The sequence below is a fragment of the Pseudomonas sp. LJDD11 genome (assembly GCF_024584215.1).
Classification (GTDB): domain Bacteria; phylum Pseudomonadota; class Gammaproteobacteria; order Pseudomonadales; family Pseudomonadaceae; genus Aquipseudomonas.
In genome coordinates, this window is record NZ_JANJFL010000005.1 from 69,186 (window position 1) to 82,768 (window position 13,583).

Here is a 13,583-nt window from a genome sequence, read left to right on the forward strand (position 1 = left end):
TACTTAGCTGGCGGTGGCGCCAAAGAACCAGTAGCAGACCATGATCGCTGCCACCACGCCCGAAAACTCGGCCAGCAGCGCACAGCCCACGGCATGCCGGGCGCGCTGGATGCCGACCGCGCCGAAGTACACCGCCAGCACATAGAAGGTGGTTTCGGTGCTGCCCTGAATGGTCGCTGCCGCCAGCGCGGCAAAGCTGTCGACGCCCTGGTTCTGCATGGTCTCGATCAACAGCGCCCGCGCCGCGCTGCCGGAGAACGGTTTGACCAGCGCAGTGGGCAGCGAGTCGACAAAACGGGTATCCCAGCCCAGCCACTCGACCACGTGGCGAATGCCTTCCAAGCCGAAGTCCAGGGCACCGGAGGCGCGCAATACGCCCACCGCACAGAGCATCGCCACCAGATACGGCAGCAGGTTTTTGGCCACATCGAAACCTTCCTTGGCCCCTTCGACGAAGGTTTCATACACCTTGACCTTGCGCAGCGCGCCGATCACCAGAAACAACATGATCAGGCCGAACAGCGTGAGGTTGCCGAGAATCGATGACAGCCCGGCCAGCGCCGCAGCCGACAGCGTGCCGAGAAAGGCCATGAAACCACCGAGCAGCAATGCACCTGGAATCAGGTAAGCCAGCACCACCGGGTCCCACAGACGCAGGCGCTGCATGAACGCCACCGACAGCAGCCCGACAATGGTCGAGACACTGGTCGCCAGCAGGATCGGCAGGAACACCAGGGTCGGGTCAGGTGCGCCTTGCTGAGCGCGGTACATGAAGATGGTCACCGGCAACAGGGTCAGTGACGAGGCGTTGAGCACCAGAAACAGGATCTGCGCGTTGCTGGCGGTGGTCTGGCTGGGGTTGAGTTCCTGCAGTGCCTTCATGGCCTTGAGGCCGATCGGGGTCGCGGCATTGTCCAGCCCCAGACCGTTGGCGGCGAAGTTGAGGGTAATCAGGCCCAGCGCCGGATGGCCCGGCGGCACCTCCGGCATCAGCCGGGTGAACAGTGGGCTGAGCACCTTGCCCAGCCAGTCGACGATCCCGGCCTTCTCGGCAATGCGCAGAAAACCCAGCCACAGGGTGAGGGTGCCGAACAGCAGAACCATGACCTCCACCGACAGCTTGGCCATGGCAAAGATGCTCTCGACCATGCTGGCAAAGATCCCGGCATTGCCGCCGATCAACCATTGCGCCAGCGCGGCGACCATCGCCACGACGAAAAAACCAAGCCACAGGCCATTGAGCATCGGATACATCCCCCTTCAGACGACGGGGATGATAACGGGGGAGGTGTGCCGGAGGGAAATTGACGGGACGATCGCGATCCCCGTAGGAGCGGCCGGGCGGCGATCCGCTTTAGCCGCGAAGACCGCGAAGACCGGAAATACCGGGAAGACCGGGAAGACCGCAAAGGCTTCCCGGCTAAAGCCGGTCCTACTCAGCCGCAGGCTTGCCGACCGGCACCGGCTCGTTGCTGCGCCAGTGTGGCAGCGACTCCCAGTAGGCCTTGCCTTTGGCATCGTCGTACATGCCTTCCCAACGGGCGATGACCAGCACCGCCAAGGCATTGCCGATCACGTTCAGGGCCGTACGTGCCATGTCCATGATGCGGTCGACACCGGCGATGAATGCCAGACCCTCCAGCGGAATACCGACACTGCCCAGGGTCGCCAACAGGACCACGAACGACACGCCCGGCACACCGGCGATACCTTTGGAGGTGACCATCAGGGTCAGGACCAGCATCAGCTGTTGGCCGAGCGACAGGTCAATGCCGTACAACTGGGCAATGAAGATCGCCGCGATGCTCTGGTACAGGGTCGAGCCATCGAGGTTGAACGAGTAACCGGTCGGTACCACGAAGCTGCAGATGGCTTTCGGCGCACCGTAGGCTTCCATCTTGCTGATTACCCGCGGCAGGGCGGTCTCGGAGCTGGCGGTGGAGTAGGCCAGGATCAGCTCATCCTTGAAGATGCGGATGATCTTCATGATCGAGAAGCCGAACATGCGGGCGATCAGGCCCAGCACCACGAAGGCAAAGAAGGCGATGGCGACGTAAACCAGGATCACCAGCTTGGCCAGCGGCAGCAGCGAGGCGAAACCGAAGTTGGCTACGGTGACCGCGATCAGGGCGAACACACCGATCGGCGCGTAGGCCATGATCATGTGGGTGACCTTGAACATGGTTTCCGAGACGCCCTGGAACATTTTCACCAGCGGCTCGCGCACTTCGTTTTGCAGGCTGGCCAGGCCCATGCCGAACATCACCGAGAAGAAGATGATCGGCAGCATGTCGCCACGGGCAATGGAGGCGAAGATGTTGGACGGAATCAGGTTGAGGATGGTGGCAATGAACGCATGGTCATGCTGCACCTCGGCGGCGGTGGTCTTGTACTTGGAGATGTCCACCGTGCCGAGCGAGCTCATGTCGATGCCGGCTCCAGGCTGGAACAGGTTGGCCAGCACCAGGCCCACAACGATGGCGACCGTGGTCACGATCTCGAAGTAGATAATGGTCTTCAGGCCAATGCTGCCGAGCTTCTTGGCATCGCCCACACCGGCAATCCCGACGATCAGCGAGGCCACGACGATGGGCACCACGATCATCTTGATCAGGCGAATGAAGATGTCACCTGCCGGTTGCAGGACGTTGCTGATCCACCAGGCCTTCTCGGCACTGAAGTGGTTGAGCAGCGCGCCGATGGCGATACCCAGAACCAGACCGATCAGAATCTGCCATGCCAGACTCAGTTTTGCCTTCTTCATGTCATTACCTTTGTGCGAAGTGGCTTGGATCAGCTTGGGAACCGCGTGCTCGCCCTGCCTCATCCGCGGCAGACCGAAGTCGTGGAAGAAAGCCCCGCACTGTCCACAGAAAGTCACCGCGAAAGAGCATCCGGGCTCAAAGCAAGCGAAAAAAAGGCGCAACTATTCAGACGGGGCAAAGGCACGTCTAATGCCATAACCGCCTAAGTCATGCAGAATCGGCATATGATAACGGCAGAAATGCCCTGTTAAATGCTGTTAATGACGTTGGAAAAATGGCCTGGAGGTTGCTGGGCCGGTGCTTTCAGCCTGGCAATAGGAAAAAATGTCGCACGACACAACCTGAAAAGATTTGAGGACATTTTCTGCAGCAGTTTACGGATGTACGGCGGAACTCTTCAGCTTTGACGCGAGCACAAATAAAAAGCGCCATGCGGGTTTCGACGTCTGCGTATCGTCGAAAACGGCATGGCGGCTTCACCTGACCCGGCCCTCAGCGGAGGTACTCCCTGTACCCCTAGGTCGCACCGATCCGATCAATCAGTGCATCCCGGCCCCCTGGTCATGCACGTACTTCCTCCAGGAAGCCGTGCAGCGTTGATAAAGAAACGGTTTGACCGTCAGCGGCTTTACCACCCATTCAGTCAGTACCAGTTCGGATCCTTGAGCAGTTGTTCCTCAAGCAGCGTCTTCATCCCCTCATCGGGATCACCCAGATAGCGTTGAGTGGCGTGGCTTTTTGGCGACTTGTCGCTCGGCAAGCCAGCCGGCACCGTCACCAGCAGGGCATAGATGTCTTTACCGTCCAGGCTGCCAGCCACGATCAGACACTGGCTGCGGCAGCTCTCGGCAGTCTCGCACAGCACCCCCACCCGATAGGGATCACCGTCCTGGGTGGTGGCGGTCATTGGCTCGGCAACGCCTGACAGGTTCATGACCCACTCAGGCAAGCGTTCCTCTTTTTGCACGGCCTGGGTCCAGGCCTGGCGGTAATCGGAGGAACTGCTCAGCAATTCGTTAACACGCACCTGACCATCGTTGGCGGCCAGGGTGGCGGCGCTACCGCCCATTAACAGGGCGGCGGCCAGCAGATGAGTCAGGTTACGCATGTCAGCCTCTACCGCGACGGCCGAAGAAGAACGACACCACGAACATGACCAGGAACACGATGAACAGAATCTTCGCGATACCGGTTGCCGTACCCGCAATACCACCGAAGCCCAGTACCGCTGCAACGATAGCGATGATCAAGAATGTAATAGCCCAGCTCAACATAGTGATACTCCTTACTACTGTGGGAATCCGATCAGGTCAGAAGACCCAACGCGACTGTTGAGGCAGGCGCGCCAGACTGTCCTGAGAAACAACACGATCGACCTGCACCGGAGCGCGCGCCCAACCCTGACTGTCCACGGTCGAGACCGATGTACGTGCCTGGCTCAGCGAGAGGCTTTGGGAAATCAGCGACTGACGCAGCGCAGCCGCTTCACGATTTTGCTCATGCAGTTGCCACTGTTGGGTGGCAAGCAAAACCAGCAGGAGCACCAGGCTGGCGAAAAGACCTTGCTGTACCCGCAGGGGCGAAATACGCAATTGGGCAAGACGCTGGCTGTTCATGTGCTCAATCCCTCTACCGTTCTTGTCGACCGGATGTTCCGGCCTTTGTCGATAGGGATATTGCAGACCGCATGCCAGCTTTAAATCAAAAATAAATGCTTATAAATCAACAACTTAAGAACATACAAAATTCTCTGTGGCGCGCAAGCTGCACGATCGACGCTGTGGCATCGTGCGTTCTGCACGAATGCCACATACGTGTTGTGGTCAGCCAGTACTGCGCGCCATGACTTTCAAGGCGTCGGCATTGACGCCCTTCACCCCACGGATATTGCGAGCGATCTCAACCGCCAGCTCCTTTTCCGCAAAGTTGGCCACCATGCCATTGAGTGTCACCACGCCCTCCCTGGTATCGACCTTGATACCCAGGCCGTCGATGTTGCGGCTGTAGATAAGGCTGGACTTGACCTTGCTGGTAACCCAGGCGTCACTCATCTGCTCGGTGGTACTGAGCGCCTGTGGCTGGGTCTTGGCGGCAATCGAGTCGGCCGCACTGATGCTGATCAGGTTATTCACACTGGCCACGCCATCGGTATTGGTCGCCAGATTACCGGCCAGCTCTTTGGCTTCAGGGCTTTGCGCCCGGCCCTTGAGCGTGACCACCCCCTGATCACTGGTTACGTCGATTTCCAGCCCTTGGGTGACGTTGCTCCACAACAGCTTGGATTTGATCGTGGCCACCAGTGTGGCGTCTTCGAAACGCTGGGCCAGGCCATTGCGGGCATCCGCCTCGGTGGCCACCGCCGGGTCGATCTGCAACTGGTTATCGACCTTGTCGATGCCTTCGACATCCAGAGCGATCCGTTCGGCCAGCTCCCGCTCGACTTCATTCTCGACCTTGCCAGACAACCGGGCGGTGCCTTTTTCGACCGCCACCTTGATATCGAACGCACTCAAGTGCCGGTTCAAGGCAAAAGCGGTCCAGATCGAGCCCTCCTGGCGCGCCTCGATCAACGGGCCGGTTTCGCCCTGGGCAGCGCTGGCCAGCAGTGGATGGGCACCCAGCACGGCGAGTGTCGCGGTGGCCAGGACGATGTTCTTCAGCGGATGCATGACGTTCTCCTTTGCAGGTCTGTCAGGCCGCCTGGCTCGGGTTAATGCTGCTACCAGGCGGTTTTCACGACAGCAGGACAGCCAAATCCGCCAGTTAGCCAAGGCCGAAGCAGATAGCTACCATGCTTGCCGCATAATCAATCAGAATTGACCATGCAACTTGCCCGATGATTCCGAGACTAACCAAGACTATTCACTTAGGAGCGTAGGAAAAATGGAAGCAGCCACTGAGAATCAGGGCCGTATTCTGCTTGTGGACGACGAGTCCGCGATCCTTCGCACCTTCCGGTATTGCCTGGAAGACGAGGGCTACAGCGTAGCCACGGCCAACAGCGCGGCACAGGCCGATGCCCTGATGCAGCGCCAGGTCTTTGATTTGTGTTTCCTGGATTTACGGTTGGGCGAAGACAACGGGCTGGATGTATTGGCACAGATGCGCGTGCAGGCGCCATGGATGCGTGTCGTGATCGTCACCGCGCACTCTGCCGTCGACACCGCCGTGGACGCGATTCGCGCCGGCGCGGCCGATTATCTGGTCAAACCGTGCAGCCCCGACCAATTGCGCCTGGCCACCGCCAAGCAGCTTGAGGTGCGCCAACTGTCGGCTCGTCTGGAGGCACTGGAAGGCGAGATCCGCAAGCCCAAAGACGGCCTGGACTCGCACAGCCCGGTGATGATGGGCATTCTGGAAACGGCGCGGCAGGTGGCGGTCACCGATGCCAACATCCTGATCCTGGGTGAGTCGGGCACCGGTAAAGGCGAGCTGGCCCGCGCCATTCACGGCTGGAGCAAGCGCGCCAAAAAGTCCTGCGTGACCATCAACTGCCCGTCGCTGACCGCAGAACTGATGGAAAGCGAGCTGTTCGGTCATAGCCGCGGGGCGTTCACCGGCGCCAGTGAAAGCACACTGGGGCGGGTCAACCAGGCCGACGGCGGCACCTTGTTCCTCGACGAGATCGGTGATTTCCCGCTGACCTTGCAACCCAAGCTGTTGCGCTTCATTCAAGACAAGGAATACGAGCGGGTCGGCGACCCGGTCACCCGCCGTGCCGATGTGCGAATTCTGGCGGCCACCAATCTCAACCTCGAAGACATGGTGCGCAGCGGCAAATTTCGTGAAGACCTGCTGTACCGCCTGAACGTCATCACCCTGACCTTGCCGGCCCTGCGTGAGCGTGGCGAAGACATCCTGACCCTGGCCGACCGTTTTCTGGCGCGCTTCGTCAAGGAATACGCCCGCCCGGCACGGGGCTTCAGCGAAGAAGCACGCAGTGCGCTGCTCAACTACCGCTGGCCCGGCAATATCCGCGAGCTGCGCAACGTGATCGAGCGCGCCAGCATCATCTGCCCGCAGGAGCGCGTTGAAGTCACCCACCTGGGCATGGGCGAGCAGCCGGTCAGCAATGCACCACGGGTCGGCGCCGCGATGAGCCTCGATGAACTGGAAAAGGCCCACATCGGCGCGGTACTGGCGACCAGTGACACACTGGACCAGGCGGCCAAGACACTGGGTATCGATGCCTCGACGCTGTATCGAAAACGCAAGCAGTACAACCTGTAAGTCAGTAATTGGTGTCACATGAAGTTGGCAATGAAATTGCGCACACGCCTGTTTCTGAGTATCTCGGCCCTGATCACAGTGGCCCTGCTCGGGCTGGTCCTGGGTCTGGTCAGTGTCATGCAGATGGCACGTACTCAGGAGTCGATGATTCAGCACAACTTCGTGACTCTGGATCTGGGCCTCAAGCTGCGTCAGAACCTGGGCGATCAGTTGGTCATGATGCTCGACTCCGAACCCAACCCGCAGGCACTGGCGACGCTCCAGACCCAGTTCGAAGGGTTGCTGGCCCAAGGTGTCGAGCACGAGCGGCTGAGAACCGGCACCCACGGTTTTGAACAGACCCAGCAGTTCTATCAGCAATTCATCCAGGCTTATCGCAACAACAGCGAGGGCGGCCTGAGCATCCGCAAGAACCCTGAGCTGAGTGCCAGCTTCAACAACCTGCGCAATGACTTGCTGGGCGCCTATCGCAGCGCCCTGGACAACATCAACGCGGCCGAGCGTGATTCACGCGAGCGCGCGTACTGGATCGCCGGGCTGCTCAGCCTGGTTGCTCTGGCCGTGCTGTGCATCGGGTTTGTCACTGCGCATGGCATCGCCCGCCGCTTTGGTGCACCGATCGAAGCTCTGGCCAAGGCCGCCGACAAGATCGGCCAGGGCGATTTTGACGTCACCCTGCCTATTTCACCGGCAGCGGAGATGAACCTGCTGACCCGCCGCTTCGGCCTGATGGCCGAGGCGCTGCGCAAACACCAGGCCACCAATATCGACGAACTGCTGGCTGGCCAGCAACGCCTGCAGGCGGTACTCGACAGCATTGACGACGGCCTGTTGATGATCGACCGCCAGGGCCAGCTTGAGCACCTCAATCCGGTCGCCCAGCGCCAGCTTGGCTGGGACGAAAGCCGCCTCGGCCAACGTCCCGGCGACGCGCTGGCACGCCCGGAGCTGGACGAAGAAATTCTCCTCAACCTGCGCGGCGGCACGCTGGAGCGCGCCCCGGAAGATCTGTGCATCGAGATCGACGGCGAATCACGGCTGCTGACCTACAGCCTGACACCGGTCAGCCATAGCGCCGGGCACATTCTCGGCGCGGTGATGGTCCTGCATGATGTGACCGAGCAACGCGCCTTCGAGCGGGTGCGCAGCGAGTTCGTGCTGCGCGCCTCCCACGAACTGCGCACCCCGGTCACCGGCATGCACATGGCCTTCGGTCTTTTGCAAGAACGGGTGCATTTCGCCGAAGAAAGCCGCGAAGCCGACCTGTTCAATACGGTCAAGGAAGAGATGCAGCGCCTGATGCAATTGATCAACGACCTGCTGAACTTCTCCCGCTACCAAAGCGGCCTGCAGAAACTCAAGCTGGCGCCGTGCGCCATCGATGACTTGCTCGAAGAGGCGCGCCAGCGCTTTATTGATCGCGCCCAGGAACAGAGCATCATTCTTCAGCTCGACCTGCAAGAAAATATCCCGCGCCTGCACGCCGACCAGTCACAACTGGAGCGGGTACTGGACAACCTGCTGGACAACGCCTTGCGCCACACCCCGGAAAACGGCCTGATCCGCCTGCAGGCCCGGCGTCATGGTGAACGGGCGATCATCAGTGTCGAAGACAGCGGCGAAGGCATTGCGTACGGCAATCAGGCGCGGATCTTCGAGCCGTTTGTCCAGGTCGGCCGCAAGAAGGGCGGCGCGGGCCTGGGGCTGGCCCTGTGCAAGGAAATCGTCCAGTTGCATGGTGGACGCATGGGCGTGTATTCACGGCCGGGCCAAGGCACCCAGTTCTATATGGCCTTGCCGTTCTGACCGCCAGCCGGGTGCCGCCCGGCCGGTCCTACGGGGCCGTGCTTCAGCGCTGGCTGTTGAGCACCTGCAACATCGCCGCACTCTGCGCATCCGGTTCGCCGTCGAAGCGTTGCGGGCGAAAGCGCATCTGGAAGGCGGCCAGTACATTGCGGGTTTCGGTGTCCAGCACGCCGGTCTGCGGAGTGCTGTAGCCGACTCTGGCCAACTGCTGCTGGAACCACAGGATGTCTGGCAGGCGCACGGCAAACAGTGCCTGCTGGCTGGCGACCAGACGCTCGTCAGGCCAGATACCCAAGCCTTCCTGGGCCAGCCGCTTCCAGGGGAACAATGGTCCCGGGTCGAGCTTACGCATCGGCGCAATATCGCTGTGGCCAATGATGTGCTTTGGCTCAATGCCGTTGCGCTTGACGATATCCTTGAGCAAGACAATCAGCGACTGGATCTGCGCTTCACTGTAGGGGTACCACAGCCGCCCGTTCGGGCCTTCGGTAAAGCCGGGGTTGACGATCTCAATGCCGATCGACGAGGAGTTGAGCCAGGTGCGTCCGTCCCACTGGCTGTCGCCGGCGTGCCAGGCGCGGGCATTTTCATCGACCAGTTTGAATATGGTGGCCCGGCTATCGTCGCCAATCAGGTAATGACTGCTGACCTGGCCGCTGGTCAGCAGTTGCAGCGAGCGCTCCTGAGACGCCGAGGTGTAGTGCAGGATGACGTACTGGATACGGTTATCGAAATTCTTCGAGGGGTGGCTGGTGTCCAGCCGGGGGCCGCTAGCGCAGGCACTGAGAACCAGAAGGGATACAACAGCGAAAAACAGCTTCATGACATCCAACTATTCAAAAATCATAACGGAACGGGCGCAGATCGCCCGATGATTGAAAACCGCCCGCCAGGTGAGCCACTCACCCTTGTTCAACCCGGTTGCGGCCGCTTTCCTTGGCCCGATACAGCGCCTGGTCAGCGCGCTTGAGCGCAGTGTCGCTGCGTTCAGCAGCGCGCAGATCGGTCACCCCAATCGACACCGTGATAGTCACCGGCTCGCCCTTGAAGTGGAACGGGCAACGCTCCACCGCCGCACGCAGCTCATCGAGCATCAACAGCCCGGTTTGCAGCTCAGTGGCCGGCATCAGCAAGACAAACTCCTCACCGCCAAAGCGGGCCAGGAAATCGGTGGTGCGTAGACGCCGGTGCAGCTCCTTGGCGACGATCTTGAGCACCTTGTCGCCGGCCAGATGCCCATAGCCGTCATTGATGCGCTTGAAGTGATCCAGATCCAGAATACCGATCAGCAGGCTATCGCGGTTCTGCTGCCAACGGGCGATTTCCCGCTCCAGACGCTCGCCCCACGCCGCCCGGTTGGGCAGGCCGGTCAGCGGGTCGAGCAGCGCCTTGCGCCGCTGCTCTTCCAGATTGGCACGCACGCCCAGCGCTTCCTGCTCCATGCTCGCCACCCGGCCAGCCAGGCTTTGCAGGCTTTCGGCGACTTCACGCTCGCGCTCGTCGCGCTTGCGCTGATAGTCATCCATGGCGCCGAGCATGCCTTCGAGGCGGCTTTCCAGCACCCGCTTGAGGCTGATCAGGTCCGATGCCTCCTGCACGCTGCTTTGCAGATCGTCGACCTGCTCGCGTAACTGGCTGTCGAAATCCCGTGCCGAACAATGGCTTTCCTGATACCCCTCGTTGACCGCCTGCAAGCCACTCTGGAACGACTCAAGACGCTGATTGAGCTGCTTGAGGTAGGTTTCGAATTCGTGCTGACCACTGTCGCTGACAGCCAGCATCAAGATTGCAAGATCATCGAGAATCGGTAGCAGTTCGTACCAGTTCAACCCATGTTCGAGGCGATGGCGCATCGACTCGGCATGTGGCCGGTGGATTTCGGGCAGGTTGAGGTCTTCAAGCAGGCCCAGCAGGGTCTCTTCGATGTGTGCGGCCACCGAGCTGTAACTGGGCTCCGGTGAGGACGGCAAGCCGTATTCGCCGTCCGCCGCTTGCTCCTCGGCAGCTTCTTCGGGCTCGTCGGCCTCACGCTCGGCTTCGAGGGCTTTTGGCGTATCCGCAGCGGCCTGCGGCGATTGCTGGAACGGCACCGTCGGTACCGGGGCCAGCAACGCATCAACCTGTCCTAGCCCGTTCAACGGCGGGGCGCTGGCCGGGGTCTGCGGCTCGGCTTTGATTTCGCCTGAAGCCAGCGCCGGCACAGGCTCTACAACCGGCGCAGCGCTCGGCGCTTCGGGCGCCGGGGCGACTTCAGCCAGGGGCGCAGGCTCAATGGTGTTCTGAGGAGCAGGTTCAACGACAGCCGGTTCGGCAGAGACCGAATGGGCGGCAGGCGCTCCTGCTGGTGCAGAACTGACCGGCTTGGTTGGCTCAGGGTGAACGGCAACAGGTTCCTGCGGCGCAGCAGGACGCGGTTGTTCCTCGACCTCGGCAGCGTCATCGTCGTCGGCAACCGGTTCACCGGGCCGGGCCGCTGCAGACGGCGCCGCAACAGCGGCGGCGGCAGGCTCGCCAGGTTGCGGGTCATGGGTTTCATCGCGCGAACCGAACAGGCGCTCAAGCAAGCCGGGCCGGTGACCCTCGTCAGGTCGCTCAATGGCGTCGAGTGCCTTGCCTTGCAAACCACTGAGTTCGCTGAGCAGCAGCGGCAGCTCACGGGCCTGGGTGGCTCGATCATCGAGGTTTTTGGCGAAGCGCTTGAGCGGCTTGCGCACCTCGCGTGGCAGCGGCAGGCTCTGCAACTGGGCGACCAGCGCGTTCAGCGCATCACCGATCTGCCCGACCCGCACTTCACGGCGCTGCTCGGAGTCGAGCACGGCCTTTTCCAGACGCGGGATCAACCCGGCCAGCCCGGCGTCCATGTCATCCTTGCGGACGATTTCGCGCATTTCCTTCATGCATTCGTCGACCGCCCGGTCGGTACCCTCAGCCGCCAGGCTGCTGCGCACCAGACCACGGCGCAACAGGTCGAGACGGGCCTGCCAGCGCTTCTCCAGACGGTCCTGCTGCTCGATGCCCTTGAGGTACTTCTCTTTCCAACGCTCGGCGTCGTCACTCATGTACGGGATTCACTGTCAGATTCCGCTAGGAACAGGTAAGGAGTCCCCGCACAGCGACGCTGGCAGACGGATCTCTACCGCCACGGGCAGATGATCGGAAATGGGCTGGGCCAGCACCTGAACCCGTTCCAGGGTCAGGGTCGGGCTCAGCAGAATGTGATCCAGGCAGCGCTGCGGGCGCCAGCTGGGAAACGTTGCTTCGATTTGCGGCGCCAACAGACCCAGATCGCGCAACGGCGAGTGCTCAAGCAGGTCGGTGGCGTGGGTGTTCATGTCGCCCATCAGCACCTGATGGCGATAATTGCCGATCAGTTCGCGGATATAGGCCAGTTGCCGGGTGCGGGTGCGGGCACCGAGCGCCAGGTGCATCATCACCACCACCAGCGCGTCGTCACCTTCGCCGAAACGCATCAGAATCGCCCCGCGCCCGGCCGGGCCGGGCAACGGATGGTCCTCGATCGAGCCAGGCTTGAGACGGCTGAGCACCCCGTTGCTGTGCTGGGCCAGGCGCCCCAGGTTGCGATTGAGCTGCTGATACCAGTAGGGAAAAGCCCCCAGTTGTGCCAGATGCTCGACCTGGTTGATGTAGCCGGAGCGCAGACTGCCGCCATCGGCTTCCTGCAACGCCACCAGGTCGAAATCACCGATCAGCGCACCGATTTTTTGCAGGTTACCGGCCCGGCCGAAGTGCGGCAGCACATGCTGCCAACTGCGGGTCAGGTAATGGTGATAGCGCTGGGTGTTGATACCCACCTGGATATTGAAGCTCAACAGCCGCAGACGACCGTTGTCCGGCAAGCCGCTGGCACTCAGGTGATGTTCATTGACCTGCGGGTCTCGCAGGCCGGCGACACGCTCGTTACCCTTGCCCCAGCGGCGCATGGCGGCGGGCTTACTGGCCGGCCTTGGCAGCTGCACGCTCTTTGGCGATCAGCTGGTCGGCGACCTGCAACGTGGCTTCCGGGCCACCGGAAGTACCCAGGTCAAAGCGGTATTTGCCATTGACGACCATGGTCGGTACGCCAGTGACCTGATACTGCTTGGCCAGCTCTTTGTACTTGGCGATCTTGCCTTTGACGGCGAACGATTTGAAGGTGCTGAGGAACTTGTCTTTGTCGACGCCTTGGGTGGCCAGGAATTCAGCCATGTCTTCAGGGTCGGTCAAGCGCTGGCGCTTGTTCTGGATGGCATCGAAGATGGCCGCGTGAACCTTGTGCTCGACGCCCATTTCTTCCAGGGTGATGAACAGTTGGCCATGGGCATCCCAAGGGCCGCCGAACAGTGCCGGAATGCGCACGAAATGCACGTCGGCGGGCAGCTTGTCAGCCCATGGGTTGATGGTCGGTTCGAATGCATAGCAATGCGGGCAACCGTACCAGAACAGCTCAACGACTTCGATCTTGCCAGGCTCCGACACAGCCACCGGACTGCTCAGTTCGACATATTGTTTGCCTGCCTCGATCGGCTGGGCGGCCTGTGCGGTCATGCCGAACACACTGGCGGCTACCAGAGCGGCGCTGAGAATCAGGTTACGCATGCATTACTCCTGGGGTCATGAGGGTCGCTCGCGGCGATGTCTGTTTCGACCGCTCGTCGCGGCAGCGGTTCGTCCGTTTCAGCCTGAATCATCAATACATGATGATCGAGCACGGAAAAGCGGAGTCTACTGCTTGTAAATGAGCATTCCGAGTCAATTTTCAATACGGCAACCGTCCCTCGGAAC

Annotated in this window: 12 protein-coding genes; 2 read left to right on the forward strand and 10 right to left on the reverse strand. The window is 61.1% G+C overall.

The annotated features are described in order from the left end of the window. Positions 1 to 3 precede the first annotated feature (3 nt). The 6 genes from NRB16_RS08515 to NRB16_RS08540 form a co-directional block, all read right to left on the reverse strand. A complete protein-coding gene (locus NRB16_RS08515) occupies positions 4 to 1,245 on the reverse strand; it encodes a nucleoside recognition domain-containing protein (protein ID WP_045494033.1) in 1,242 nt (413 codons plus the stop codon). 187 nt (positions 1,246 to 1,432) lie between these two features. Further along, on the reverse strand, positions 1,433 to 2,764 hold the full coding sequence (gltP, locus tag NRB16_RS08520; RefSeq protein ID WP_253141003.1) for a glutamate/aspartate:proton symporter GltP: 1,332 nt from the start codon (positions 2,762 to 2,764) through the stop codon (positions 1,433 to 1,435). Between the two features lie 644 nt (positions 2,765 to 3,408). Beyond that, entirely contained in the window at positions 3,409 to 3,873 is a 465-nt protein-coding gene (locus NRB16_RS08525; RefSeq protein WP_257105968.1) for an inhibitor of vertebrate lysozyme family protein, read from the reverse strand. Between the two features lies 1 nt (position 3,874). Then, positions 3,875 to 4,039 (reverse strand): DUF1328 domain-containing protein, encoded by a 165-nt coding sequence (locus NRB16_RS08530; RefSeq protein ID WP_025257796.1) that lies wholly within the window; start codon positions 4,037 to 4,039, stop codon positions 3,875 to 3,877. Positions 4,040 to 4,075: 36 nt separating this feature from the next. Next, the gene (locus tag NRB16_RS08535) at positions 4,076 to 4,381 is read right to left on the reverse strand and encodes a hypothetical protein (RefSeq protein WP_045485125.1); all 306 of its coding nucleotides are present in this window, start codon (positions 4,379 to 4,381) and stop codon (positions 4,076 to 4,078) included. A 207-nt stretch (positions 4,382 to 4,588) separates the two neighbouring features. Next, on the reverse strand, positions 4,589 to 5,434 hold the full coding sequence (locus NRB16_RS08540; protein ID WP_045485128.1) for a BON domain-containing protein: 846 nt from the start codon (positions 5,432 to 5,434) through the stop codon (positions 4,589 to 4,591). Between the two features lie 214 nt (positions 5,435 to 5,648). On the opposite strand from NRB16_RS08540, the gene algB reads away from it, so the two are divergent. After that, positions 5,649 to 6,995 carry a sigma-54-dependent response regulator transcription factor AlgB gene (gene algB, locus NRB16_RS08545; RefSeq protein WP_045485131.1) on the forward strand — a complete coding sequence of 449 codons (1,347 nt, stop codon included), beginning with the start codon at positions 5,649 to 5,651 and terminating at the stop codon, positions 6,993 to 6,995. An 18-nt stretch (positions 6,996 to 7,013) separates the two neighbouring features. Then, positions 7,014 to 8,801, forward strand: a complete 1,788-nt coding sequence (locus tag NRB16_RS08550) for a KinB sensor domain-containing domain (RefSeq protein ID WP_257105969.1) — start codon at positions 7,014 to 7,016, stop codon at positions 8,799 to 8,801. Between the two features lie 43 nt (positions 8,802 to 8,844). Here NRB16_RS08550 and NRB16_RS08555 read toward each other — a convergent pair whose 3' ends face one another. The 4 genes from NRB16_RS08555 to NRB16_RS08570 all read right to left on the reverse strand — a co-directional run bounded on the left by NRB16_RS08555 (position 8,845) and on the right by NRB16_RS08570 (position 13,397). Continuing rightward, the gene (locus NRB16_RS08555; RefSeq protein ID WP_045485135.1) at positions 8,845 to 9,624 is read right to left on the reverse strand and encodes an N-acetylmuramoyl-L-alanine amidase; all 780 of its coding nucleotides are present in this window, start codon (positions 9,622 to 9,624) and stop codon (positions 8,845 to 8,847) included. 79 nt (positions 9,625 to 9,703) lie between these two features. Continuing rightward, positions 9,704 to 11,860, reverse strand: coding sequence for a GGDEF domain-containing protein (locus NRB16_RS08560; RefSeq protein ID WP_257105970.1), 2,157 nt, complete (start codon positions 11,858 to 11,860; stop codon positions 9,704 to 9,706). A 15-nt stretch (positions 11,861 to 11,875) separates the two neighbouring features. Further along, the gene (locus NRB16_RS08565; RefSeq protein ID WP_045494036.1) at positions 11,876 to 12,742 is read right to left on the reverse strand and encodes an endonuclease/exonuclease/phosphatase family protein; all 867 of its coding nucleotides are present in this window, start codon (positions 12,740 to 12,742) and stop codon (positions 11,876 to 11,878) included. A gap of 10 nt (positions 12,743 to 12,752) precedes the next feature. Then, the gene (locus NRB16_RS08570; protein WP_045485139.1) at positions 12,753 to 13,397 is read right to left on the reverse strand and encodes a thiol:disulfide interchange protein DsbA/DsbL; all 645 of its coding nucleotides are present in this window, start codon (positions 13,395 to 13,397) and stop codon (positions 12,753 to 12,755) included. Between the last annotated feature and the right edge of the window lie 186 nt (positions 13,398 to 13,583).

Bases quoted from the DNA above. Each gene is read 5' to 3' on its own strand.
- NRB16_RS08515 (WP_045494033.1), bottom strand. From the start codon at position 1,245: ATGCTCAATGGCCTGTGGCTTGGTTTTTTCGTCGTGGCGATGGTCGCC.
- gltP (WP_253141003.1), bottom strand. From the start codon at position 2,764: ATGAAGAAGGCAAAACTGAGTCTGGCATGGCAGATTCTGATCGGTCTG.
- NRB16_RS08525 (WP_257105968.1), bottom strand. From the start codon at position 3,873: ATGCGTAACCTGACTCATCTGCTGGCCGCCGCCCTGTTAATGGGCGGT.
- NRB16_RS08530 (WP_025257796.1), bottom strand. From the start codon at position 4,039: ATGTTGAGCTGGGCTATTACATTCTTGATCATCGCTATCGTTGCAGCG.
- NRB16_RS08535 (WP_045485125.1), bottom strand. From the start codon at position 4,381: ATGAACAGCCAGCGTCTTGCCCAATTGCGTATTTCGCCCCTGCGGGTA.
- NRB16_RS08540 (WP_045485128.1), bottom strand. From the start codon at position 5,434: ATGCATCCGCTGAAGAACATCGTCCTGGCCACCGCGACACTCGCCGTG.
- algB (WP_045485131.1), top strand. From the start codon at position 5,649: ATGGAAGCAGCCACTGAGAATCAGGGCCGTATTCTGCTTGTGGACGAC.
- NRB16_RS08550 (WP_257105969.1), top strand. From the start codon at position 7,014: ATGAAGTTGGCAATGAAATTGCGCACACGCCTGTTTCTGAGTATCTCG.
- NRB16_RS08555 (WP_045485135.1), bottom strand. From the start codon at position 9,624: ATGAAGCTGTTTTTCGCTGTTGTATCCCTTCTGGTTCTCAGTGCCTGC.
- NRB16_RS08560 (WP_257105970.1), bottom strand. From the start codon at position 11,860: ATGAGTGACGACGCCGAGCGTTGGAAAGAGAAGTACCTCAAGGGCATC.
- NRB16_RS08565 (WP_045494036.1), bottom strand. From the start codon at position 12,742: ATGCGCCGCTGGGGCAAGGGTAACGAGCGTGTCGCCGGCCTGCGAGAC.
- NRB16_RS08570 (WP_045485139.1), bottom strand. From the start codon at position 13,397: ATGCGTAACCTGATTCTCAGCGCCGCTCTGGTAGCCGCCAGTGTGTTC.